22 protein-coding genes are annotated in these 20,057 nt (G+C 35.2%); 8 read left to right on the top strand and 14 right to left on the bottom strand.

The annotated features are described in order from the left end of the window. Positions 1 to 141: 141 nt before the first annotated feature. Together pheS and BLS90_RS00100 are read right to left on the bottom strand one after the other, a co-directional pair. Positions 142 to 1,161 carry a phenylalanine--tRNA ligase subunit alpha gene (gene pheS / locus BLS90_RS00105; protein WP_091254576.1) on the bottom strand — a complete coding sequence of 340 codons (1,020 nt, stop codon included), beginning with the start codon at positions 1,159 to 1,161 and terminating at the stop codon, positions 142 to 144. A 111-nt stretch (positions 1,162 to 1,272) separates the two neighbouring features. Next, a complete protein-coding gene (locus tag BLS90_RS00100) occupies positions 1,273 to 1,629 on the bottom strand; it encodes a hypothetical protein (RefSeq protein WP_073354483.1) in 357 nt (118 codons plus the stop codon). A gap of 164 nt (positions 1,630 to 1,793) precedes the next feature. Here BLS90_RS00100 and BLS90_RS00095 point away from each other — a divergent pair, with 164 nt between their 5' ends. Further along, entirely contained in the window at positions 1,794 to 2,297 is a 504-nt protein-coding gene (locus BLS90_RS00095) for a CvpA family protein (protein WP_091253492.1), read from the top strand. Positions 2,298 to 2,317: 20 nt separating this feature from the next. Here the strand turns inward: BLS90_RS00095 and BLS90_RS00090 are convergent, their stop codons facing one another. From BLS90_RS00090 to BLS90_RS00050, 9 genes are all read right to left on the bottom strand, one after another. After that, a complete protein-coding gene (locus tag BLS90_RS00090) occupies positions 2,318 to 3,061 on the bottom strand; it encodes a tetratricopeptide repeat protein (protein WP_091253489.1) in 744 nt (247 codons plus the stop codon). Between the two features lie 46 nt (positions 3,062 to 3,107). Continuing rightward, positions 3,108 to 3,341, bottom strand: coding sequence for a GxxExxY protein (locus BLS90_RS00085; protein WP_317039356.1), 234 nt, complete (start codon positions 3,339 to 3,341; stop codon positions 3,108 to 3,110). Positions 3,342 to 3,484: 143 nt separating this feature from the next. Beyond that, complete coding sequence (locus tag BLS90_RS00080) at positions 3,485 to 5,227, bottom strand: BatD family protein (protein ID WP_091253485.1); 1,743 nt, start codon at positions 5,225 to 5,227, stop codon at positions 3,485 to 3,487. A 20-nt stretch (positions 5,228 to 5,247) separates the two neighbouring features. Then, positions 5,248 to 5,997 carry a tetratricopeptide repeat protein gene (locus tag BLS90_RS00075; protein ID WP_091253482.1) on the bottom strand — a complete coding sequence of 250 codons (750 nt, stop codon included), beginning with the start codon at positions 5,995 to 5,997 and terminating at the stop codon, positions 5,248 to 5,250. A gap of 47 nt (positions 5,998 to 6,044) precedes the next feature. Beyond that, entirely contained in the window at positions 6,045 to 7,076 is a 1,032-nt protein-coding gene (locus tag BLS90_RS00070; RefSeq protein WP_091253479.1) for a VWA domain-containing protein, read from the bottom strand. Positions 7,077 to 7,129: 53 nt separating this feature from the next. After that, positions 7,130 to 8,131: a vWA domain-containing protein gene (locus BLS90_RS00065; RefSeq protein WP_091253477.1), complete on the bottom strand. Its 1,002-nt coding sequence runs from the start codon at positions 8,129 to 8,131 to the stop codon at positions 7,130 to 7,132. Continuing rightward, positions 8,131 to 9,762: a hypothetical protein gene (locus tag BLS90_RS00060; RefSeq protein ID WP_091253474.1), complete on the bottom strand. Its 1,632-nt coding sequence runs from the start codon at positions 9,760 to 9,762 to the stop codon at positions 8,131 to 8,133. The genes BLS90_RS00065 and BLS90_RS00060 overlap by 1 nt, the downstream gene beginning before the upstream one ends. Positions 9,763 to 9,895: 133 nt before the next feature. Next, a complete protein-coding gene (locus BLS90_RS00055; RefSeq protein WP_091253470.1) occupies positions 9,896 to 10,759 on the bottom strand; it encodes a DUF58 domain-containing protein in 864 nt (287 codons plus the stop codon). Between the two features lie 81 nt (positions 10,760 to 10,840). Continuing rightward, a complete protein-coding gene (locus tag BLS90_RS00050) occupies positions 10,841 to 11,845 on the bottom strand; it encodes an AAA family ATPase (protein WP_091253467.1) in 1,005 nt (334 codons plus the stop codon). A 212-nt stretch (positions 11,846 to 12,057) separates the two neighbouring features. Between BLS90_RS00050 and BLS90_RS00045 the strand changes: the two genes are divergently transcribed. The 3 genes from BLS90_RS00045 (at position 12,058) to BLS90_RS00035 (ending at position 15,082) form a co-directional block, all read left to right on the top strand. After that, positions 12,058 to 12,930: an aldo/keto reductase gene (locus tag BLS90_RS00045; RefSeq protein WP_091253462.1), complete on the top strand. Its 873-nt coding sequence runs from the start codon at positions 12,058 to 12,060 to the stop codon at positions 12,928 to 12,930. A gap of 45 nt (positions 12,931 to 12,975) precedes the next feature. Further along, complete coding sequence (locus BLS90_RS00040; protein WP_091253458.1) at positions 12,976 to 13,728, top strand: SDR family NAD(P)-dependent oxidoreductase; 753 nt, start codon at positions 12,976 to 12,978, stop codon at positions 13,726 to 13,728. A gap of 214 nt (positions 13,729 to 13,942) precedes the next feature. Next, positions 13,943 to 15,082 (top strand): ATP-binding protein, encoded by a 1,140-nt coding sequence (locus tag BLS90_RS00035; RefSeq protein WP_091253453.1) that lies wholly within the window; start codon positions 13,943 to 13,945, stop codon positions 15,080 to 15,082. 234 nt (positions 15,083 to 15,316) lie between these two features. Here BLS90_RS00035 and BLS90_RS00030 read toward each other — a convergent pair whose 3' ends face one another. Continuing rightward, positions 15,317 to 15,610 (bottom strand): Bor family protein, encoded by a 294-nt coding sequence (locus tag BLS90_RS00030; RefSeq protein ID WP_073354450.1) that lies wholly within the window; start codon positions 15,608 to 15,610, stop codon positions 15,317 to 15,319. A gap of 572 nt (positions 15,611 to 16,182) precedes the next feature. On the opposite strand from BLS90_RS00030, the gene BLS90_RS00025 reads away from it, so the two are divergent. The 3 genes from BLS90_RS00025 to BLS90_RS00020 all read left to right on the top strand — a co-directional run bounded on the left by BLS90_RS00025 (position 16,183) and on the right by BLS90_RS00020 (position 17,439). Continuing rightward, positions 16,183 to 16,908, top strand: a complete 726-nt coding sequence (locus BLS90_RS00025) for a metallophosphoesterase family protein (RefSeq protein WP_091253450.1) — start codon at positions 16,183 to 16,185, stop codon at positions 16,906 to 16,908. Positions 16,909 to 17,020: 112 nt separating this feature from the next. Beyond that, entirely contained in the window at positions 17,021 to 17,155 is a 135-nt protein-coding gene (locus tag BLS90_RS17280) for a DUF6646 family protein (protein ID WP_317039355.1), read from the top strand. After that, entirely contained in the window at positions 17,128 to 17,439 is a 312-nt protein-coding gene (locus BLS90_RS00020) for a DUF6646 family protein (protein ID WP_317039354.1), read from the top strand. The genes BLS90_RS17280 and BLS90_RS00020 overlap by 28 nt, the downstream gene beginning before the upstream one ends. 94 nt (positions 17,440 to 17,533) lie before the next feature. Here the strand turns inward: BLS90_RS00020 and amaB are convergent, their stop codons facing one another. Both amaB and BLS90_RS00010 read right to left on the bottom strand, forming a co-directional pair. Next, the gene (gene amaB, locus BLS90_RS00015) at positions 17,534 to 19,081 is read right to left on the bottom strand and encodes an L-piperidine-6-carboxylate dehydrogenase (protein ID WP_091253447.1); all 1,548 of its coding nucleotides are present in this window, start codon (positions 19,079 to 19,081) and stop codon (positions 17,534 to 17,536) included. A gap of 181 nt (positions 19,082 to 19,262) precedes the next feature. Beyond that, a complete protein-coding gene (locus tag BLS90_RS00010) occupies positions 19,263 to 19,802 on the bottom strand; it encodes a 3-hydroxyanthranilate 3,4-dioxygenase (RefSeq protein ID WP_091253444.1) in 540 nt (179 codons plus the stop codon). Positions 19,803 to 19,914: 112 nt separating this feature from the next. On the opposite strand from BLS90_RS00010, the gene BLS90_RS17210 reads away from it, so the two are divergent. Continuing rightward, a partial coding sequence (locus tag BLS90_RS17210) for a DUF4372 domain-containing protein (protein ID WP_139171362.1) occupies positions 19,915 to 20,057 on the top strand: 143 nt, incomplete at its 3' end.

The raw sequence follows: 20,057 nt of genomic DNA, 5'->3' as shown, positions 1-20,057 counted from the left end.
AGTATTCAAAAACTTAATTTTATTGTCAACCGAAATGCCTAGCCCAGATAGCAGTGAAAATCCTTTTTTGAGGCTTTTTGCCTCAAAAAAGATTGCAACGGATAGCTAGAAATAGCTCCTAAAAATATAATTTATAACTCTTTATATGCTTGATTTGAATTGCTCAAGGAAACGAACGTCGTTCTCATAAAACATGCGAATATCGCCAATTTGATAGAGTAACATGGCAATTCTTTCGATTCCCATTCCGAATGCAAAACCGTTGTATTCATCAGGATTGATCCCACAATTTTTCAAAACATTTGGATCTACCATTCCGCAACCCATGATTTCTAACCAACCGGTTCCTTTGGTGATTCTATAATCAGTTTCGGTTTTTAAACCCCAATAAATATCAACTTCGGCACTTGGTTCCGTAAATGGAAAATAGGAAGGTCTCAGGCGTATTTTTGATTTTCCGAACATCTCTTTGGTGAAATACAAAAGCGTTTGCTTTAAATCAGCAAAAGAAACATCTTTATCGATGTACAATCCTTCCACTTGGTGGAAAATACAATGAGAACGAGACGATACGGCTTCATTACGGAAAACTCTTCCCGGGGAAATAGTACGAATGGGCGGTTTATTGTTTTCCATATAACGCACTTGCACTGATGAAGTGTGCGTGCGCAACAAAATGTCAGGATTCGTTTGAATAAAAAAGGTGTCTTGCATATCACGTGCCGGATGGTATTCTGGTAAGTTTAATGCGGTAAAATTATGCCAATCATCTTCAATTTCTGGACCTTCAGAAACATTGAAACCGATGTTTGAAAAAATATCTATAATTTGGTTTTTTACCAATGAAATAGGGTGACGGGAGCCAATAATCATTGGTTCCGCAGAACGGGTTAAATCCCCGTAAAATCCTTTACTTTCTTCTTTATTTTCTAAAGCTTCCTGAATGGATTTTACTTTTTCCTCAGCAGAAGTTTTAAGCAAGTTAATTACTTGTCCAAATTCCTTTTTTTGGTCGTTAGGAACATTTTTAAATTCGGCGAAAAGCTCCTTCAAAAGTCCTTTGCTTCCTAAAAATTTGATTCGGAATGTTTCTAAATCAGCAGCATTTTGAGTTGAGAAAGCTTGTGCTTCACCAATATATTCTTTTATCTTGTCTATCATTTTCATTCAATAATTGAGAGTGCAAATTTAAGAAATTTGTTCCGAGTTTCACGTTTAATATTTTAAGTTTATTGCATTAGACTTTTATCTAACGAAGTTCCCTTTGATACGCTATTCTATCACTTCGCGTTCTAAGAAATAGTTTACAATAGCTTCTTTCATTAAAACCGATTGTTCCCCAGCTTTTAGTGGAGGCAACTCCTCTTTTACTCTGTAATGCGGCCATCCATCTTCATCAAAAAACTCAAATTCATAGAAACCATAAGGCTCTAATAAACGGCAAATTGCGATGTGCATTAGGTTTAATTTTTCGTCTTTCTTGTATTCACTGTGAACTTTCCCGAGTTCCTGAACTCCAATTAAATAAATAATAGCGTCTAAATCTAAGTCTTCTCCTTGTGAAAATTGATTGGAAAGTATATTTACAAGCTGTTCCCAGCGTTCTTTAAGTTGTGTGTCTCTTGACATTTTGATTTTTGATTGTAGATTAACGATTTTTGAATGCAGATTTGTATCACAGATTTTCAAAAAGAATAATCAAATTATTTTGGCAAAGATAAGAACTTGAAAACTGACAATGGTAAAGAACAATTATTTTATATTTGCAGATATAATTTTTTTAATTAAGCGTTATGGGATTTTTAGATATTATTTTGGGTGTACTACTGGCTTTCGCTTTTTATAAAGGAATCCGAAATGGACTTTTTATAGAACTAGCTTCTTTGGTTTCGCTATTGGCGGGAATATATTTTGCTGTGAAATTTTCCTCCTTTATGCGGGATATTTTAGTAGGATTTGTGAAGTGGAATCCCAATACGATTCAAGTTGTTGCTTTTATTCTCACGTTTATCGCTGTGGTTGTGGTAGTCACAATTTTAGGAAAGTTCCTAACTGGAGTCGCCGATTTTGCTTTTTTGGGCTGGTTGAATGCGATTGGTGGTGGCTTCTTCAGGGTGCTAAAAACAATTTTGATTATCAGTATTGTCTTTGCTGTTTTCGAAAAAATAAATTACAAACACTATTTAGCCAAAAAAGAAACTTTAGACAATTCACTTTTTTACAATCCAATCCAAAAAATAGCGGGATATATGTATCCGTCACTAAAGGAATGGTATAGTAGTTTGAAGAAAAAGTAAGTAAAATTCACAGAACATTATTACTTCACTTCCTTAATCGCACTAGTTTCAATCCAGCCTTCGGTTCCATCCGTTAGTTGTATTTTTTTCCATTTCCCAATGGTTTCAAAAACAAACACTTTTGTTCCTTCATGCAATACTAATAATGGCTTACCACCATCTCTGGGTTCCGGTTTCATATTCGTTCTTTCGGCAAAAACAATCGCTGGCTTCTCTGTATCAAAATGACTTTTTTCAAAAATAGCTGCTGATATGGTGATTAGCAAGATAAAAAGAACTACAAACATTCCAAAAAAGAAAATTCTTTTAAATACTGTTTTTTGTGAAAAATAATAACCAATAAAAAACAATAGAAAAAAGGTCGCCAGTCCTACAGAAATCCATCCCCAAGTATTAAAATGATAAATTCCGGTGAAATCCCGAAGTAACTTTCCAAAACCCACTTTTGGAATTACTTTAATCTCATCAATGGTTCTTTTTTGAGCGAATTTCAGGTTGTTTATGCTTTCCTTATCGTTTGGATTCAGTACCAAAGCTTTTTCATAATTATAAATTGAAGGCGCAACCTTATTCAATTTATAATAGGCATTCCCTAAATTAAAATACAATTCCGAAGAGTGCTTATTGTCTTTTAAAACACTTTCATAAGCCGCCACAGCTTCAGTGTACTTTCCTTTTGCATAGTAGGCATTCCCTTTTTCAAAGCCGTTTTGGGCAAAGAAAATCTGGGTTGAAAGTAATAGTATGTATAGAATGTTTTTCATAAAAATTTAAACACAAAGGTCACAAGGAAGTCGCAAAGATCACTATTTAAAGTACTCCATTTATAACTCGCCTTACACCTTCTTTTAGCAATTTTACATTAAAATTAATTAGTAATCCTAATCTGCAATCCGACAATCTCAAATACGTTAGTAATTGAGCCAAATGAACATCTGTCAGAGCTTCTACAGAATTTACCTCAACAATAAATTTATCCTCAATAATCATATCAATTCTGTACCCAACATCCAGTTTCACTTCTTCATAAATCAAAGGAAGCACTTTCTAATAGTCCGGGACCTAAAACTTTATGTACTTTCAAAGCACTTTCGAATACAATTTTTGATATTTCGTTTTCATTCATTTATTTTATAAAACTAGTGTACTCTGTGCCTTCTTCGTGCACTTTGTGGTTAAGCAAACTACTAAGCAATTTGTTTTTCTAATTCAGAGATTATAAATACCGCTTTATCAAAATCCTGTTGTATCGTAACACTTGACGAAGGTGCATAACGAGCCACTTCACAATTTTCAGTAAGCGCAATAAAATCATTTACAGCTTCTGGTTTTGCATTTCGAGATAACAATAATTCCTGAATATTATCCTTGCTCATTTCTGAAGTTTCAATGTGTAATTTCGCTTTTAGGAAATTATGCATCGCTTTTTCCAGCGCAATGTAAAACAGTTCTTTGTTATTGATTTGTTTCTTCGCTTCTGATAAATATTTCTTCGCCAGTCTGTTATTCATTCGGATTCTGTTTCCAGTGATATCACTATTCATAGCCTCTTTCTTCTTTTTGCATAAAACAATTATTGGAACCAATAAAAAAGGAAGCAATAACAATCCAATAAACAAATTAGATCCAAAGAAATCCTCTTTATCTATAATAACAAGATTGGTTTTTGACTTGATAGTTTTAAATTCCTCTGCAGCAATTTTATTTTTGTTTCCATCTGTTGCGGTCGAATCAGCCGGTGTAGGTCCATCCAAAACATTGATCATCACCTCCGGAGATTTTATTGTTTTATAGGTTCCGGAACTCAGATCAAAATAAGAAAACTGCATTGGTTTTACCGGATAATTACCTCTGTATTGTGGAATTATGGTGTAACTATCCGAAGATTTTCCAGTCATTCCAGAAAGTGGTGTGCTAATGTCTTCGCTGTGAACGGCATCATACATTTCAAGCGCATTTGGCACTACAGGTTTTGGCAAACTGAATAATTTTAAATTTCCCTTTCCGGTTACACTTACAACCAAATCCAGACTTTCTCCGTGTTTTAAATTAGTTTTTGATGGTGTAACTTTAAAGTCAAAATCCCCAACAGCACCACTAAAATCATCCGGTTTTCCTGCCTCGGGTAATGGTTTAACGGTGATGGTTTTAGATCCAGCCGAAACACGCTTCGTTGTTTCTGTAAGCATCATACGACCAAACATATCCCTACGATTGGTTGGTAATTGCACATCTACCGATAATGACAATGGCTCTATTTTAAGTCTGCCCGATTTTTGCGGATACAGCACTACTTTTTTCAGTACAATAAACCTGAAATTCTGGCCTTTAAAAATTCCTTCTTCGGCTGCAAGTTGTTTGATTTCGATATTTTGGCTCCAAAAATCATTGTACTTAGGCTTACTTGATTCTCCAAGGTTTGAAATTCCAATGTTAGCAAAATACAATTTATAAACCACCGTAATAGGTTCGTTGATGTATGGATTTGTTTTAGAAACATCAGCAACCAGATATAGGTTTTCATCCCCAGACATTTGAGTATCGTTTGGGTCTCTAGGCTGTTCCGTGGCGGCGGTCACAATAATCTTGATTGGTGCTGTTTTGTAAATCTGACCGTTGTACTCAATAGCCGCAGGCTTAATTGTAAATGTTCCTTTTTGATTGGGTGTCAGAAAATAAGAATACGCTTTTTCAAAAGAGCTTCTTCCGTTTACCCAAGATTGACTTACTTGCTGACTTGGTCCGGCTATAATACGGAAACCATCAAAAGACGGCTGCACAAAGTTATCTCCATCTACATTCATCATAAAATCAATACGCAATCTTTCATTCAAGCCCAGCGTAGTTTTGCTTACTCTGGCCTCAAACTGAATCTGAGCACTGAGTGTGCTGCACACCAAGAAAACAATCGCTGCTATAAATTTTTTCATTTTCAAACTCTCTAATTGAACTACCAATCCTTCTCGGTTTTAACTGGTTTTCCTTTTACTTTCTGGGCATTCACTTTATCCTGAACTTTCTTTTCCTCTTTATTTACGGCGTTTAAAAGATTTTCTAAACGTTCCTTAGAAATTCCTCCTGGAGCCGGTTTTGGTTCTCCCATGTCATTGGGTTTCGGATCTTTATTTTGTTTGTCCTGATCGCCTTTGTCGTCTTTTTTATCTTTTTCGTCCTTTTTATCTTTTTCGCTGTCTTTTTTATCTTCCTTCTTTTCTTGATCTTTTTTCTCGTCTTTTTTCTTGTCGTCTTTTGGAGGATTATCTTTCAGCATTTTTTTGGCCAAAGCATAATTGTAACGGGTTTCCTCATCCGTCGGATCATTTCTCAATGCATTTTTATACGCTTCTACCGCTTGTGTATAATCTTTTTCTTTCATGAACACATTGCCTAAATTATGAAAAGCACGGTGTTTCTGAGGTCTAGTTTTCGAATTTTTTAACGCTTTTGCATATGCAAATTTCGCTTCGGAAGATTGTTTTTGCTTGTAAATACTATTTCCAAGATTAAAAGGCGCAGCTGCTTTATTGGGGAATTTTGAATCCGAAATTCGGTAATTAGCCTCCGCATCCACAAATTTATTGTCCGCATAATCTTGGTTTCCTTTAGGCAAAATTCGATCTTTTTGTTGCGCATGTAATCCGGCTGTCCCGGAGAAAGCAGCGATTAAAAAGGCAATTATGATAATTTTAAATCTTTTCATTTATTGTATCTATAAATCCAGAAGGTTTTGAAGCCTTTTAGAAATAATTATTTATTCTCGTTAAATAAATCCAACTTTTTAACCCAACTCGTTTTTCTTTCCAATAGAAAAACGTCTACAAATAACAGCAAAAAGGCAAAACCCAAGAACCATTGAAATTGCGATTGAAAATCTGCCATTTCGGTCGCTTCAAATTCGGTTTTTTGAATATTATTCAAAGCATTCTTAACATATTCCAAAACCTCTTTGGTGTTATTGCCGTTTACATAGCCTCCTTTTGTGGCTTTTGCAATGGCTGTCAGACTTTCAGGAACCAATTTTGTTATCACTACTTCGTTGTTATTGTCTTTCTTGAAACCTTCGACTATTCCATTTATTTTTAATGGAATAGTACCTCCTTTTTCAGTTCCAACACCAATTGTAATAATTTTAATTCCAAGTTTATTCGCTTCTTCGGCGGCTTCATCAGCACCTTCGTTATGGTCTTCACCATCCGAAATCATAATCAATAGCTTACTCGTTTTTTTATCATCAAAATACGTTGACGACAACTTGATAGCCTCATTGAATGATGTCCCAACGGAAGAAACCATATCAGTATTCATGCTTTGGAGAAACATTTTGGCAACGCTATAATCCGTAGTTATGGGCAATACAGGAAAAGCGCTTCCGGCATATGCCACAATTCCTATTCTGTCACTACCTAACTGATTGATAATTTGTGAAACAATTTGCTTGCTTTTATCCAATCGGTTTGGCGCTACGTCTTCAGCCAGCATACTTTTGGAGACATCAATAGCAAAAACAATGTCGATTCCTTCTCGTTTCACAGTTTCCATTTTGGTTCCAATCTTTGGATTTACCAAACTAAGAATGAGTCCAAGTAAAGCCAAAATCAGTACAGTTACTTTCAAAACGGGTTTAAAAACTGAACTTTCCGGACTCAGTTTTTTTACCATTTCTAAATCGCCAAACTCGCGTTGTTTTTTTCTTTTCCAATATAAATTGAACAGAAAAACCAACACCACCAAGGGCAGTATAAAGAGAAGATATAAATATTTTTTTTCGTCTAATTCCATTTTTTTACTTTTAGTCGCAGTTTTCAGTTACAGTTTTCAGTTTGCGACTGTCATTATATAAAGCTTTTAAAAACCGTGTTCCTTAATCCCACTTCCAGCAATAATAAAAAACCGGCGAACCATATAAAAGGTCTGAATTTTTCATCGTAATCATAGAATTTTAATTCTTCGATTTCAGTGGTTTCCAGTTTATTGATGGAAGCATAAATCTCCGCTAATTTGCTGTTGCTTGTTGCTCTGAAATATTTACCGTCTGTTTTTCTTGCGATATTTTTCATCAACTGCTCGTCAATTTCTACTTTCATCATTTGGAACAAAAACTTCCCATTTGGCGCGATCGCATAAGGAAACATGGCCATTCCATTAGTTCCAATTCCAACGGTATACACTTTGATTCCGTATTGTTTGGCAATATCCGATGCTGTTTCCGGCTCGATAAATCCAGCATTATTCACACCGTCAGTCAAAAGAATAATCACCTTGCTTTTTGCCTGACTGTCTTTCAATCTATTCACAGCAGTCGCTAATCCCATTCCTATTCCGGTCCCATCCTGTAAAACATTATCGTATTTAATGCTGTTGATAGCATCCAGAATTACGGCTTTATCACTGGTTACCGGGGTTTTTGTGTACGCTTCAGAGGCATAAACCACAAGTCCAATCCTGTCATTTGGTCGTTCTTCAACAAAATCAGCGGCCACTCGTTTCAGGGCTTCCATTCTGTTCGGTTTCAAATCTTTGGCCAGCATACTTCCGGAAACGTCAATTGCCATAACAATATCAATACCTTTCGTCGTTTTAGTTTTATTACTCACATCGACCGTTCTTGGTCTAGCCATAGCTACAATCAAAGAACATAAAGCCAAAACCCGAAGCACATTCAACATCGGTTTTAACTTGGTCAAATACGATTCTGTTCCTTTGAATCCTTCGAGAGAACTCATTTTCAACGTAGCTGATTGATGGTTCTTTTTTCGCATGAACCAGACAATTACAACTGGAATCAGCAGAAACAACCAAAAAAATTCTGGGTTTAAAAATGTTATTTTGTCCATTATTTACTTGCTTGTTTTAATTCGACAGCATTCAAAACGCGTTCTGATATTTCGTTGCCATACTTATCTCCTTCTTCATGAAAAATTAAAATCTGCTGCAATCCACCTTCTTGGCTGAACAATATTGCTTCATAATACATTTTTGCAGTAGTCTTATTGTCGCTATCAATTTGGGAGAACGTTCCGTAGGCTTTCAATCCTTTAACTCCTTCATTAGTTTCAAAATCTTCTTGTTTTACAATCATGTTTTGAGCTCCTTGCGCTTCCAGTGATTGCAAAGCACCATCCATAGATTTTGCCAAATCAATTTGAGTTTCTGCTTTGAATTTTAGCGTAGAAACCATTACATAAAAACGGTCCAAAACACTTCCATACGCAAAAGACTGCATTTCTTTGATCAAAGCCATTCCGTTTTTAGGGAGTGTTTTTGTCAAATCTACTCTCTTAAGCACTTTTGGTGTTTCTATGATAATTCCAGGATTTCCGTACTCACTTTTTACCCATTCACCTTCCAATAATTCTTTTGTGGGATGACCAATAATATTGTCTTTCACATAATCAAACCCTTTGGTAACAATGAAAAAAGTCGTGGTTGCTGCCAATAAAAAAACAACCGAAGCTACCGCGGTTACGATGCGTTTGTTCCTTTGTTTACGCAACTGAATTTGGATTTGTTTTTGTCTTTGCGCTTCATTCAACAACATGTCTTCCTCTACCGGAATTTCCACAGGAATTGAATTGTCTAATGTCAGTATTGCTTTTTGAATCTTATTTCTGTCTTCTGTGATTTCAAAATCTAGTGGTTTCGATTTGGCAAATTTTACTAAATCGGCTTGTTTTAAAACGCGCTCCAGATTTTCAATTATTTCCTGCGAAAGCGTCATTTTCTTTTTTACAGAAGCTGCTCTAAGACCCTGAATCAATTCCGAAGTCGTGCTTTCCATAGCCGGAATTTCTATTGCTTCTTCGATATAATTTCTGGCAATATCAGTCAATTCACTATAATAGGCTTTGACTTCTCCTTTTTGCCAAAGTTCCTTTTTCTCTAAAGTATCTAGCAAAGTAGTCGCTTTCTCGATTGGAGTTTTATAAATTTCTTCGTGTAGTTTCTTTTCTTGGCGTTTTTTAATGAACCAATAAATAAAAGCTCCAATACCTACAATCAAAGCAATAATCAAAAGGTATTTCCACCAGTCGCCAATTGGGTTATCAGCTGGAGCAATATCCTTGATGTCGAACATTTTTTGCTTCAAAGTATCCACTTGAACATTCGCCACTTCAACCAAAAGCGAATCCGTCATAAACGGTTTGCTGTTGATAAAAATCTTGATACTTGGAACCACGTATCTACCGGAATCAAATTGGGTTAAACCGTATTTTTTGATTAATTCATAACGTCCTTCCATTTTGACAGTATCAATAGGATACGACTGAATCACCTCTAAAGCTCCAAAGTTTTTCAATTTCGGGAAAATAACTTTAGACGAAGTATCAACAGTAGTTTTTATGGACAGTTTAAATTCCGCACCAATTTTATTTTTAGTTGTGTCAATACTTGTGACTACTTGCTTTTGTTGTGCAAAAACCGCAGTCGAAAGCAGCAATAGTAGTAGGTATAATTGTTTTTTCATCTTTTATTATTGAACCTCTTTTGATTTTTGATTGAGGATTAACGATTTTTGATTTGCTTCGCCAGTTCACTAACGTTCGTGTCAGATTTGACCCAGAAACTTCGATTCGTTTTTCATCAAAAATCCAGAATTATCATCTTGATTTAAAGTAACTTAATAATTTCGTCACATAACTTTCATCAACTGTAGTGTTTACAACACCTGAACCTGATTTACTGAATGTTTCTTTAAAATAATTGACTTTGTCGCGGTACTGTTTTTCATAATTCATTCGCACTGCTTTCGAACCGGTATTTATCAATTCAATTGCTCCGGTTTCAGCATCAAGCATAGAAACCATCCCTAAATCCGGCATTTTTTCTTCTCGAATATCGTACACGCGAATCCCAGTTATGTCGTGTTTTTTTGCAGCAATTTTTAAAGTGTGCTCGTAATCTTCCGAAATGAAATCAGAAATTACAAACACAATCGCTTTCTTTTTTTGAGTTCCCGATAAAAATTTTAAGGCTTGAGCAATATCAGTTTTACGGCTTTTAGGCTGAAACTCTATCAATTCTCGAATGATTCGAAGTACGTGTGATCTTCCTTTTTTTGGCGGAATGTACAATTCGATTTCATCCGAAAACAAAATCAAACCTATTTTATCGTTGTTTTGAGTCGCTGAAAAAGCCATTGTTGCAGCAATTTCCGTAACAATATCTTTCTTGAATTGATTTTTCGAACCAAAACTTTCTGAACCTGAAATATCAACCATTAACATCATGGTCAATTCGCGCTCTTCTTCAAAAACCTTTACGTGGGCTTCGTTGTACCGTGCGGTTACATTCCAATCAATCGCACGAATATCATCCCCGTACTGGTATTGACGCACTTCACTGAACGTCATTCCACGTCCTTTGAAAGACGTATGATACTCTCCCGAAAAGATGTGATCGCTCAATCTTCGGGTTTTAATTTCTATTTTTCGGACTTTTTTTAAGAGGTCTTTTGTATCCATTTTTAATTTGTTTAAAGTTTAAAAGTTTAACGTTCCAAGTTCTTAATCCAACAACTTGAAACTTTAAACCTTAAACAAACTTTAAGGTACTTCTACTTCGTTTACGATTTTGTTGATGATGTCTACTGAAGTAATATTTTCGGCTTCGGCTTCGTAAGTAACTCCAATTCTGTGACGCAAAACATCATGCACTACAGCACGAACATCTTCTGGAATAACATAACCACGACGTTTGATAAAAGCGTAACATTTTGCGGCAGTCGCCAAATTAATACTTCCACGTGGAGATGCTCCAAAACTGATTAATGGTTTCAAATCAGCCAATTTATATTTCTCTGGATAACGTGTGGCAAAAATGATATCAAGTATGTATTTTTCTATTTTTTCATCCATGTAAACCTCACGAACTGCTTCCTGAGCGCGTAAAATTTGTTCCACAGAAACTACAGCATTTACTTTTTCATAACTCCCTTTTAGATTTTGCCGAATTACTAAACGCTCGTCTTCCATTTTTGGATAATCAATAACCGTTTTCAACATGAAACGATCGACTTGCGCTTCAGGTAATTGATACGTTCCTTCTTGTTCAATTGGATTTTGAGTCGCTAACACTAAAAATGGTCTATCCAGTTTGAAAGTAGTGTCACCAATAGTTACTTGCTTTTCCTGCATGGCTTCCAGTAAAGCCGATTGCACTTTGGCGGGCGCACGGTTAATCTCATCGGCAAGGACGAAATTAGCGAAGATTGGTCCTTTTTTTATCGAAAATTCATTTGACTTAATATTATAAATCATAGTTCCCACAACATCGGCTGGCAATAAATCCGGTGTAAATTGAATTCTGCTGAAAGATCCCTGAACGGCTTGTGAAAGGGTGTTTATCGCTAAAGTTTTTGCTAATCCGGGAACACCTTCCAATAAAATATGCCCTTGACCCAAAAGTCCAATTAACAAACGCTCCACCATGTGCTTTTGACCCACAATAACCTTGTTCATTTCCATTGTGAGAAGGTCTATAAATGCACTCTCTCTTTCGATTTTTTCATTGATTGCTCTGATGTCTAAAGTCGCCGTATTTTCTTCCATTTTACTATTTTTAAAACCTTGAATTTAATGCCTTCGTTTTGAAGGTGCAAATTGAATTTTTTTTTAGAAGTAAGATGTTAATAAATGGTTAAAACTTCAATAAAACCCCTAATTTTAAGGACTAATTGTGATACAATTTTTATATTTTTAAGAACTTTGAAAATTATACTTTGAATTACAAGATTTACGCATTTCAATAAAAAATAAAAACCATGAGCAAAACAAAATTATCACCCATTGTAGCAGGTGTAATGAATTGGGGAATTTGGGATAAAAAACTCAATACCAAAGAAATGGAAAACATGATTAATGTGTGTTTAGAAAACAAAATCAGCACTTTTGACCATGCCGATATATACGGAGATTACACTACAGAAACCGACTTTGGAAAAGCATTCGCTTCCAGTAACATTGCACGAGAAAAAATGCAATTAATTTCGAAGTGTGGCATCCAAATGGTCACTGAGGGCCGTAAAAACAACATAAAACATTACGAATATTCCAAAGAATACATCATCTGGTCTGTCGAGAACTCGTTAAAAAATTTACAGACGGATTATCTGGATGTGCTCTTACTTCATAGACCTAGCCCACTGATGCATGCTGATGAAATTGCCGAAGCGGTTTTAAAATTAAAATCAGAAGGAAAAATTATCGATTTTGGGCTTTCTAATTTCACGTCTTCACAAACAGAATTAATTCTTCAAAAAACAGAAGTTTTGTACAATCAGGTGCAGTTTTCAGCAACGAATTTTGAACCAATGGTCGATGGAAGTTTTGATTACATGCAAGCCAATACCATTCGTCCGATGTCATGGAATCCGCTGGGATCTGTTTTTAGAGAAGATATTCCACAAACCAGACGATTGAAAAAATTACTGGCGACCTTAGTTTCAAAATATCATTTTGGCTCTGATACTATTTTGCTTTCTTGGATTTTAAAACATCCCGCGCAAGTTATTCCTATTGCGGGAACTGTAAATGTGGCCCGAATTCAATCCTTGATGAAAGCTGTCGAATTAGAATTAGACCAAGAAGATTGGTTTGCCATTTGGTCCGCGAGCATGGGCAGTGATGTAGCCTAAATATAAATATCCAATATCATAAATTTAGAAAAAACAGAAAAAATCATGAGCAAAACAGCCTTAGTGACTGGAGCCACCAGTGGAATTGGAAAAGCAACAGCACAAATATTAGCTAAAAACAACTATAAAATTATTCTTTGCGGACGCCGTGACGATCGATTGCTGGAAATAAAAAATGAACTTTCAGCATTCACTGAAGTACACACCTTATCCTTTGATGTACGCGATAAAAAAGCAGTTTTTGAAAGCATCAATTCTTTACCAGAGGCCTTTTCCACAATTGATGTTTTGGTTAACAATGCCGGAAACGCACATGGTTTAGACCCAATTCAAAATGGAAATTTAGACGATTGGGATGCCATGATTGACATTAATGTAAAAGGACTTTTATATGTTTCTAAAGCTGTAATTCCACAAATGATTGAACGAAAATCGGGACATATTATCAACATTGGCTCCATTGCTGGAAAAGAAGTATATCCAAACGGAAATGTTTATTGCGCCTCTAAACATGCTGTTGACGCCTTAAACCAAGCTTTGAGAATGGATTTAAATCCGTTTGGAATTCGAGTGGGCGCTATTCATCCTGGTGCTGTTGAAACGGAGTTTAGCGAAGTGCGTTTCAAAGGAGATGTAGACAAAGCTGCTAATGTGTACAAAGGTTTTGAACCCTTACATCCTGAAGATATCGCTGACATCATTCACTTTGTAGTTTCAAGACCCTATCACATAAATATTGCCGATTTGATGGTTTTACCTACTGCACAGGCATCTGCAACTATTTTAAAAAGAGATTAATTGTTGTTGTTCTTTTATTTCTAAAACCTTTGAATATGGCGAATTACAATTTGTTTTTAAAATGAAAATAATAAGGAATTTTAATGAATCAAAAATTAACCGCAGATTCGCAGATTTTTAATTAATTTTAAATCTGCGAATCTGCGGTTAATTTATTTTTAAAAAGAATCGAAATAGGATTAATTCCTGAATGACAATAAAAAAATAATTAGTAATGATCAACAAACGCATTCTTATCAAGAACTTGCTTGCTCACAATGATGAGAGCAGTTTTTATGATAAAAAGCGGCAGTTAAATTTACACACTCGCGAAGGAAAAGCCAAATTTTTAAAACACATTTGTGCGCTCTCTAATTCGAATCCTACAAACAATTCCTATATTGTGGTGGGTGTAGAAGATCATGACAATCTTATTGTGGGCGATGATTTTTTTGACGACAGCCGGATTCAGAATTTAGTAAATGCCTATCTGGAAAATCCTCCCAAGATTCAATACGAAAATGTGCCGTTTCCAAATTTGCCCAAAGATAAAGTAATTGGACTGGTAACGGTCAAGCCAAAAAGCAAAACGTCCCATTTCAAAAAAGGGATTCACACGATTCCAGCCAACAGTATTTTTATACGACGCGGCAGCAACACGATGCCAGTGGAAGGCGAAATAGAAAAGAATTACCAGAATACGGAGACAGTAATTGGTATTGAAAACAACTCCAGAAACAGCATTGAATACACACTTGATGGCGTGATTGATTTCATGAATTTCCGCCATAAGGATATGGCGCCAAAGTATAAAGTATTCAAAGAATTATTTGTAATCTGCTGGGCAGGAACTGCCAAAAAATCCCGTGAAAAAACCTATTTATCGCGAGTAGATATCGAATTGATAAACGAACAAATCAAGCTGTTTTACTCGGCGCAGGATGTAGTCGAAATTACTTTTGACGAAGATACTTTTACTATTATTGAATATGTTCCTTTGGGTTTGAATGACAAAACAAGCTACTATCCTTTAGAAAAGCAAACGATTCATTTTCATGATAATGGCTATTATAAAATAGAAAGAGAAATGCTGTTTCAGCCACCGGAATTCAACAAAAAAATGCTGTTTCACATTTATAATTCCAATATTGCTTTGCTGAAAAAGCTCCAAAAAGGACTTTCTTTAACCGAAAGAGAGCATAAAGATTTAGAGAATTTACCCTCAACATTCATGATTTGTTACCTCAACGGGTTTGATGAGGCAAAACAAAGATTGATTGATGCCAAAGCATTATTAAAGCCATTCAACCAAGTGTATTTATCTTTTAAAGAAGCGTTGCGAATTTTGAGAAAAATGAAATATGATGTGCAGTAAATTAAAAACTCTTTCTCAATCTATAGGTAGAATATCCAAAAAACAGTAAAAGTAGAATCTTTCCAAAAAGGAATCCAAAACCAAAGTTATTTAGTTTTTGATAATGATATATAAAAATGTTCACTAAAATAAACAATAAATAGAGTGCGATTATACCTGAAATAAAAAACAATATTTTTTTCATTTTTTTAAAATTTGGCGATGGTTAATAAAAACCATCGCCATTTTATTTAATTATTTAGTTACGGTAGTCGTTGTTGGCGTGTAAATACTAAAAGTAATTGCAGCAATAAGACCATTTACAAATGATTGTCTTGTGAAAACAGTATAATCTGTTGCTCCTGCAGCCATTTCTTTAGAGTCTGACACTCCAACTGGTGCTAATCCGCCAATAACATAGTGATTCCATTTTGTAACGCTTGAATTCCCTTGAGCTCCTTTACCCACAACACTTGTGTAAGAGAAACAAGATGTCAACATTACAGAAACTGCAAAAACTACCGATAACTTTTTAATTGTTTTTTTCATTCTTTTTCTTTTTAAAAAAATTAATATATTTAATTACTCTTATGGAGTCCACTTTAAAAACATGCTGTGCAACCTTAGTTAAATAATGATTTTACTTAACGAAAGATACAATGTCTTTTTTTTTACTGTTGCCTGCATGGAAAACTGTTATAACTACACTGATTGAATACCTCAATATCTAAAACACTCTTTGTATTAGAAAGTGATTTCAATTTTTACAAATCTATTTTCCTAAGCAAAATCTACAAGCAAGCTAAACTCAGGTGAACTACTACCCAAGTAAAATATCGTTTACCAAACTACAAATCACATGAACAAAGAATACTGTAATAGCAATAATTGCGGTCATAATAGCGGTGTTTATTTTTGGTAAAACTAATCTGAAAAATTAAATAAAACAATCACCTAAAACAGTGATATTTCAGTTTCAAAAAAAAATAATCATGCTGTAAAATAATTAAAAAAAACAAACTAAAAAAGTCTGCTTCATCGCTCTTTTACTTAATTTTATAAACTGAAAAATAGTGCTTATTTTCTGCTATTTTTGCATTAATAAAAAGAACAATTTGTAGATGAGAACACTTGTTATAGGCGATATCCACGGTGGTTTGCGAGCGCTGCACCAAATTATGGAAAGAGCCAAAGTTACTAAAAGCGACACCCTTGTTTTTCTAGGAGATTATGTTGACGGATGGAGTCAATCCCCTCAGGTACTTGACTTTATAATTGATTTAAAAACCAAACAGAACTGTATTTGCATTCGCGGGAATCATGATGATCTCTTACTCGAATGGCTTGATGAAAGTAAAGACAACTTATTGTGGTACAAACATGGCGGGGAAGCGACCGTACTTGCTTATGAGTCCGTTAGTGCAGAAACCAAGCAGCAGCATATTGATTTTCTAAAATCGTTAGACAATTATTATCTGGATGCGCAAAGGCGATTGTTTGTTCATGCTGGTTTTACCAATATGAACGGGGTTGATTTTGAATATTTTCCAGGACTTTTCTATTGGGACAGAACTTTATGGGAAACGGCTTTGGCATTAGATACAACAATGAAAATCAATCACCCGTTTTATCCAAAGCGTTTTACCTTGTATGTTGAAATCTATATTGGTCACACCCCCGTTACTCGAATAGGGCAAACAACGCCTGTACAAAAGGCAAATGTTTGGAATGTGGATACTGGTGCTGCTTTCAAAGGCCCATTAACCATTATGGATGTTGACACCAAGGAATTTTGGCAAAGTGAACCATTAGATCAATTGTATTTTGACGAGAGAGGTAGAAATTAGAATTATTGAGTCACTTTTACTACAATTTAAAAAAATTAAAACATAAAAAAGATTACTAGTATTATTAACAGTCGGTTTAATCAATGTACAAGCATTCAAAGGAAAAGGTGATGTGAAATTTGACATAGGAGCGAACTTTCAAGACGGAGGATCTGGAATTCGTGTTTCTTCTGATTTTGGTTTGGGAGAGAATATGTCATTTGGATTTGCCGCTTGCACTTGTTATCTGTTTCTAATGATGATTTAGGAAACAAACCTGATTTTGGTGATAGAGTGGACATAAAAGGACGATTCAATGCCAACTTGGGGAATATTTTTAAATTAGATCCAAAAATGGATTTATATCCAGGATTGGATTTAGGATTGCGTAATTTTGGTGCGCATTTAGGATTTCGTTATTTCTTTACGGAAGGTTTTGGATTTTTCACTGAAGCAGGAATTCCAATTGCCAGTTACAAAACAAATCCAATAGGTTTTGATAAATTAAACAATCAATTCACGTTTAATATTGGTGCTTCTTTCAATTTATAAAATACTTTTCACAACAATTCTCAAAGCAATTTGAAATAAAAAAAGGCAATTTGAAATATTCAAATTGCCTTTTTTAGTTTATTATATTTTGGTTCTACAAATCAAATTTGATTCCTTGTGCCAATGGCAATTGGGTTCCGTAATTGATCGTATTAGTTTGTCTTCTCATGTAGGCTTTCCAAGCATCAGAACCAGATTCACGTCCGCCACCCGTTTCTTTTTCACCGCCAAAAGCGCCACCAATTTCTGCTCCAGAAGTTCCAATATTCACATTGGCAATTCCACAATCAGAACCAGATTGAGAAAGGAACAATTCCATTTCCCTCATGCTATTAGTAAAAATAGAAGAAGAAAGTCCTTGTGGAACTCCGTTTTGCAACGCAATGGCCTCTTCAATCGAACTGTATTTCATTACATATAAAATAGGAGCAAAAGTTTCTGTTTGCACAATGTCTAAATGATTCTCCGCTTCAATAATGCAGGGTCTCACATAACAACCACTTTCATATGCACTTCCTTCTAACAAACCACCTTCAACAATTATTTTTCCGCCTTCTTTTTTGGCGCTTTCAATAGCATTCAAATATTCCTGAACAGCTCCTTTATCGATAAGCGGTCCAACATGATTGTTTTCGTCCAATGGATTTCCAATTTGCAGTTGACCGTAGGCATTTTTCAAAACGCTGATGGTTTTGTCATAGACACTTTCGTGAATGATTAAACGTCTGGTTGATGTACACCTTTGTCCTGCTGTTCCTACCGCTCCAAAAACGGCTCCAACCAATACCATACTGATATCAGCATGTTCCGAAACGATAATCGCATTGTTCCCTCCTAATTCAAGGATGGTATTCCCAAAACGTTCTGCAACGGTTTTTGAAACGTGACGTCCAATTCTAGTTGATCCTGTAAAAGAAACTAACGAAATTCTTTTGTCATTATTGATTAAATCTCCGGATTCGTTTCCTGTTACTAAACAACTAACACCTTCGGGAACGTTATTTCTTTTTAAAACTGTTTTAATAATATTTTGACAAGCAATTCCGCATAAAGGTACTTTTGAACTTGGTTTCCAAATCGCAACATCACCACAAACCCATGCAATCATGGCGTTCCAACTCCAAACAGCTACTGGAAAGTTAAATGCTGAAATGATTCCAACTGTTCCTATTGGATGGTATTGCTCATACATTCTGTGCAAAGGTCTTTCAGAATGCATGGTCAATCCGTACAATTGACGGGATAAACCCACTGCAAAATCACAGATGTCAATCATTTCCTGTACTTCACCATATCCTTCTTGAAGACTTTTTCCCATTTCATATGAAACTAGTTTTCCAAGAGGCTCTTTGAATTTTCTTAATTCATCTCCCATCTGACGAACGATATCGCCTCTTTTAGGAGCTGGAATCATACGCCATTCTAGGAAAGCTTCTGATGCTTTTTGCATCGCTTTTTCATAATCCTCTTTAGAAGACGTTTTTACTTTTCCAATTAAAGTCCCATCTGCTGGTGAATAACTTTCGATGATTTTTCCGTTGGCAAAATTAGCTGCTCCAGTTGATGTTCCTTCATTTATCTCTTCAATCCCTAATTGCTTAAGGGCATCTTTGATTCCGAATTGATCTGCTATTGTTATCATTGTAACTTTTTTATTAAAAATTGTTATATTTTTTTACAAATATATTGATTTAAGGTTAAATAGTAAACGTTACTACTTATATTTTCATTTTTTAGCCCTGATAGAAGCGACATCCTTTATAGGTCTCGTTTTTTACGCGACTTATAAAGATACAGCGTATAGCAGGATGAGCTCCTGAAAATTATTTTTTGGCAACAAATCGAGGGTCTGTTTCCATTACGGTTCCACATTTTTCACAGGTTCTCAAGTGTTCAGAACTATAGAAATGTTCGAAATGAGGCAGAAAATCTTTCTCAATATCATGTAGTTCAAAGTAAACTTCGTGAAGTTTATGATTGCAAGAATCACAAAACCAAAGCAATCCGTCCGTGAATCCTTGTCCAGCTCTTTTTCGTTCAATGACAAGTCCAATAGAACCTTCGGAACGCACTGGAGAATGCGGAATTTTAGCTGGATTAAGATACATATCGCCGGGATGTAATTCCATTTCTTTGCGCTCGCCGTCTTCCTGAATAATCACTTTTATGGAGCCTTCGAGTTGGTAAAACAATTCTTCGGTTTCATTGTAATGGTAGTCTTTTCGGGCGTTAGGACCGGCAACTACCATAACGATATAATCTCCGGATTCTGTGTATAAATTCTTGTTACCTACGGGCGGTTTGAGCAGATGACGATTTTCGTCAATCCATTTATTAAGGTTGAAAGGTTTTGCTATTGCCATGATTTTTATTTTAATTGTAAAGTTATGAAATCATTGTTGTCCGATAAAAAAGAAGCCAAATTAATGGCTTCTTAAAATAATCGTAATTTAGAGTTGCAAAATTCAAATAACGATGGGTAAAAATAAGTATTTTTCGACTAAGTCTGTTTTCGGACAGCTGATTTCTTTAATAGATGATTCAATGGTTCAGAAAGCTGTTGAGAAATATGATTCAGACAGATATGTGAAAAGTTTTAAAAGTCAAGATCATTTATT

It is taken from the genome of Flavobacterium omnivorum (genome assembly GCF_900099915.1).
Taxonomy (GTDB): domain Bacteria; phylum Bacteroidota; class Bacteroidia; order Flavobacteriales; family Flavobacteriaceae; genus Flavobacterium; species Flavobacterium omnivorum.
Note: the sequence above shows the minus strand (reverse complement) of the source record. Positions and strands in the feature narration are given on the sequence as shown.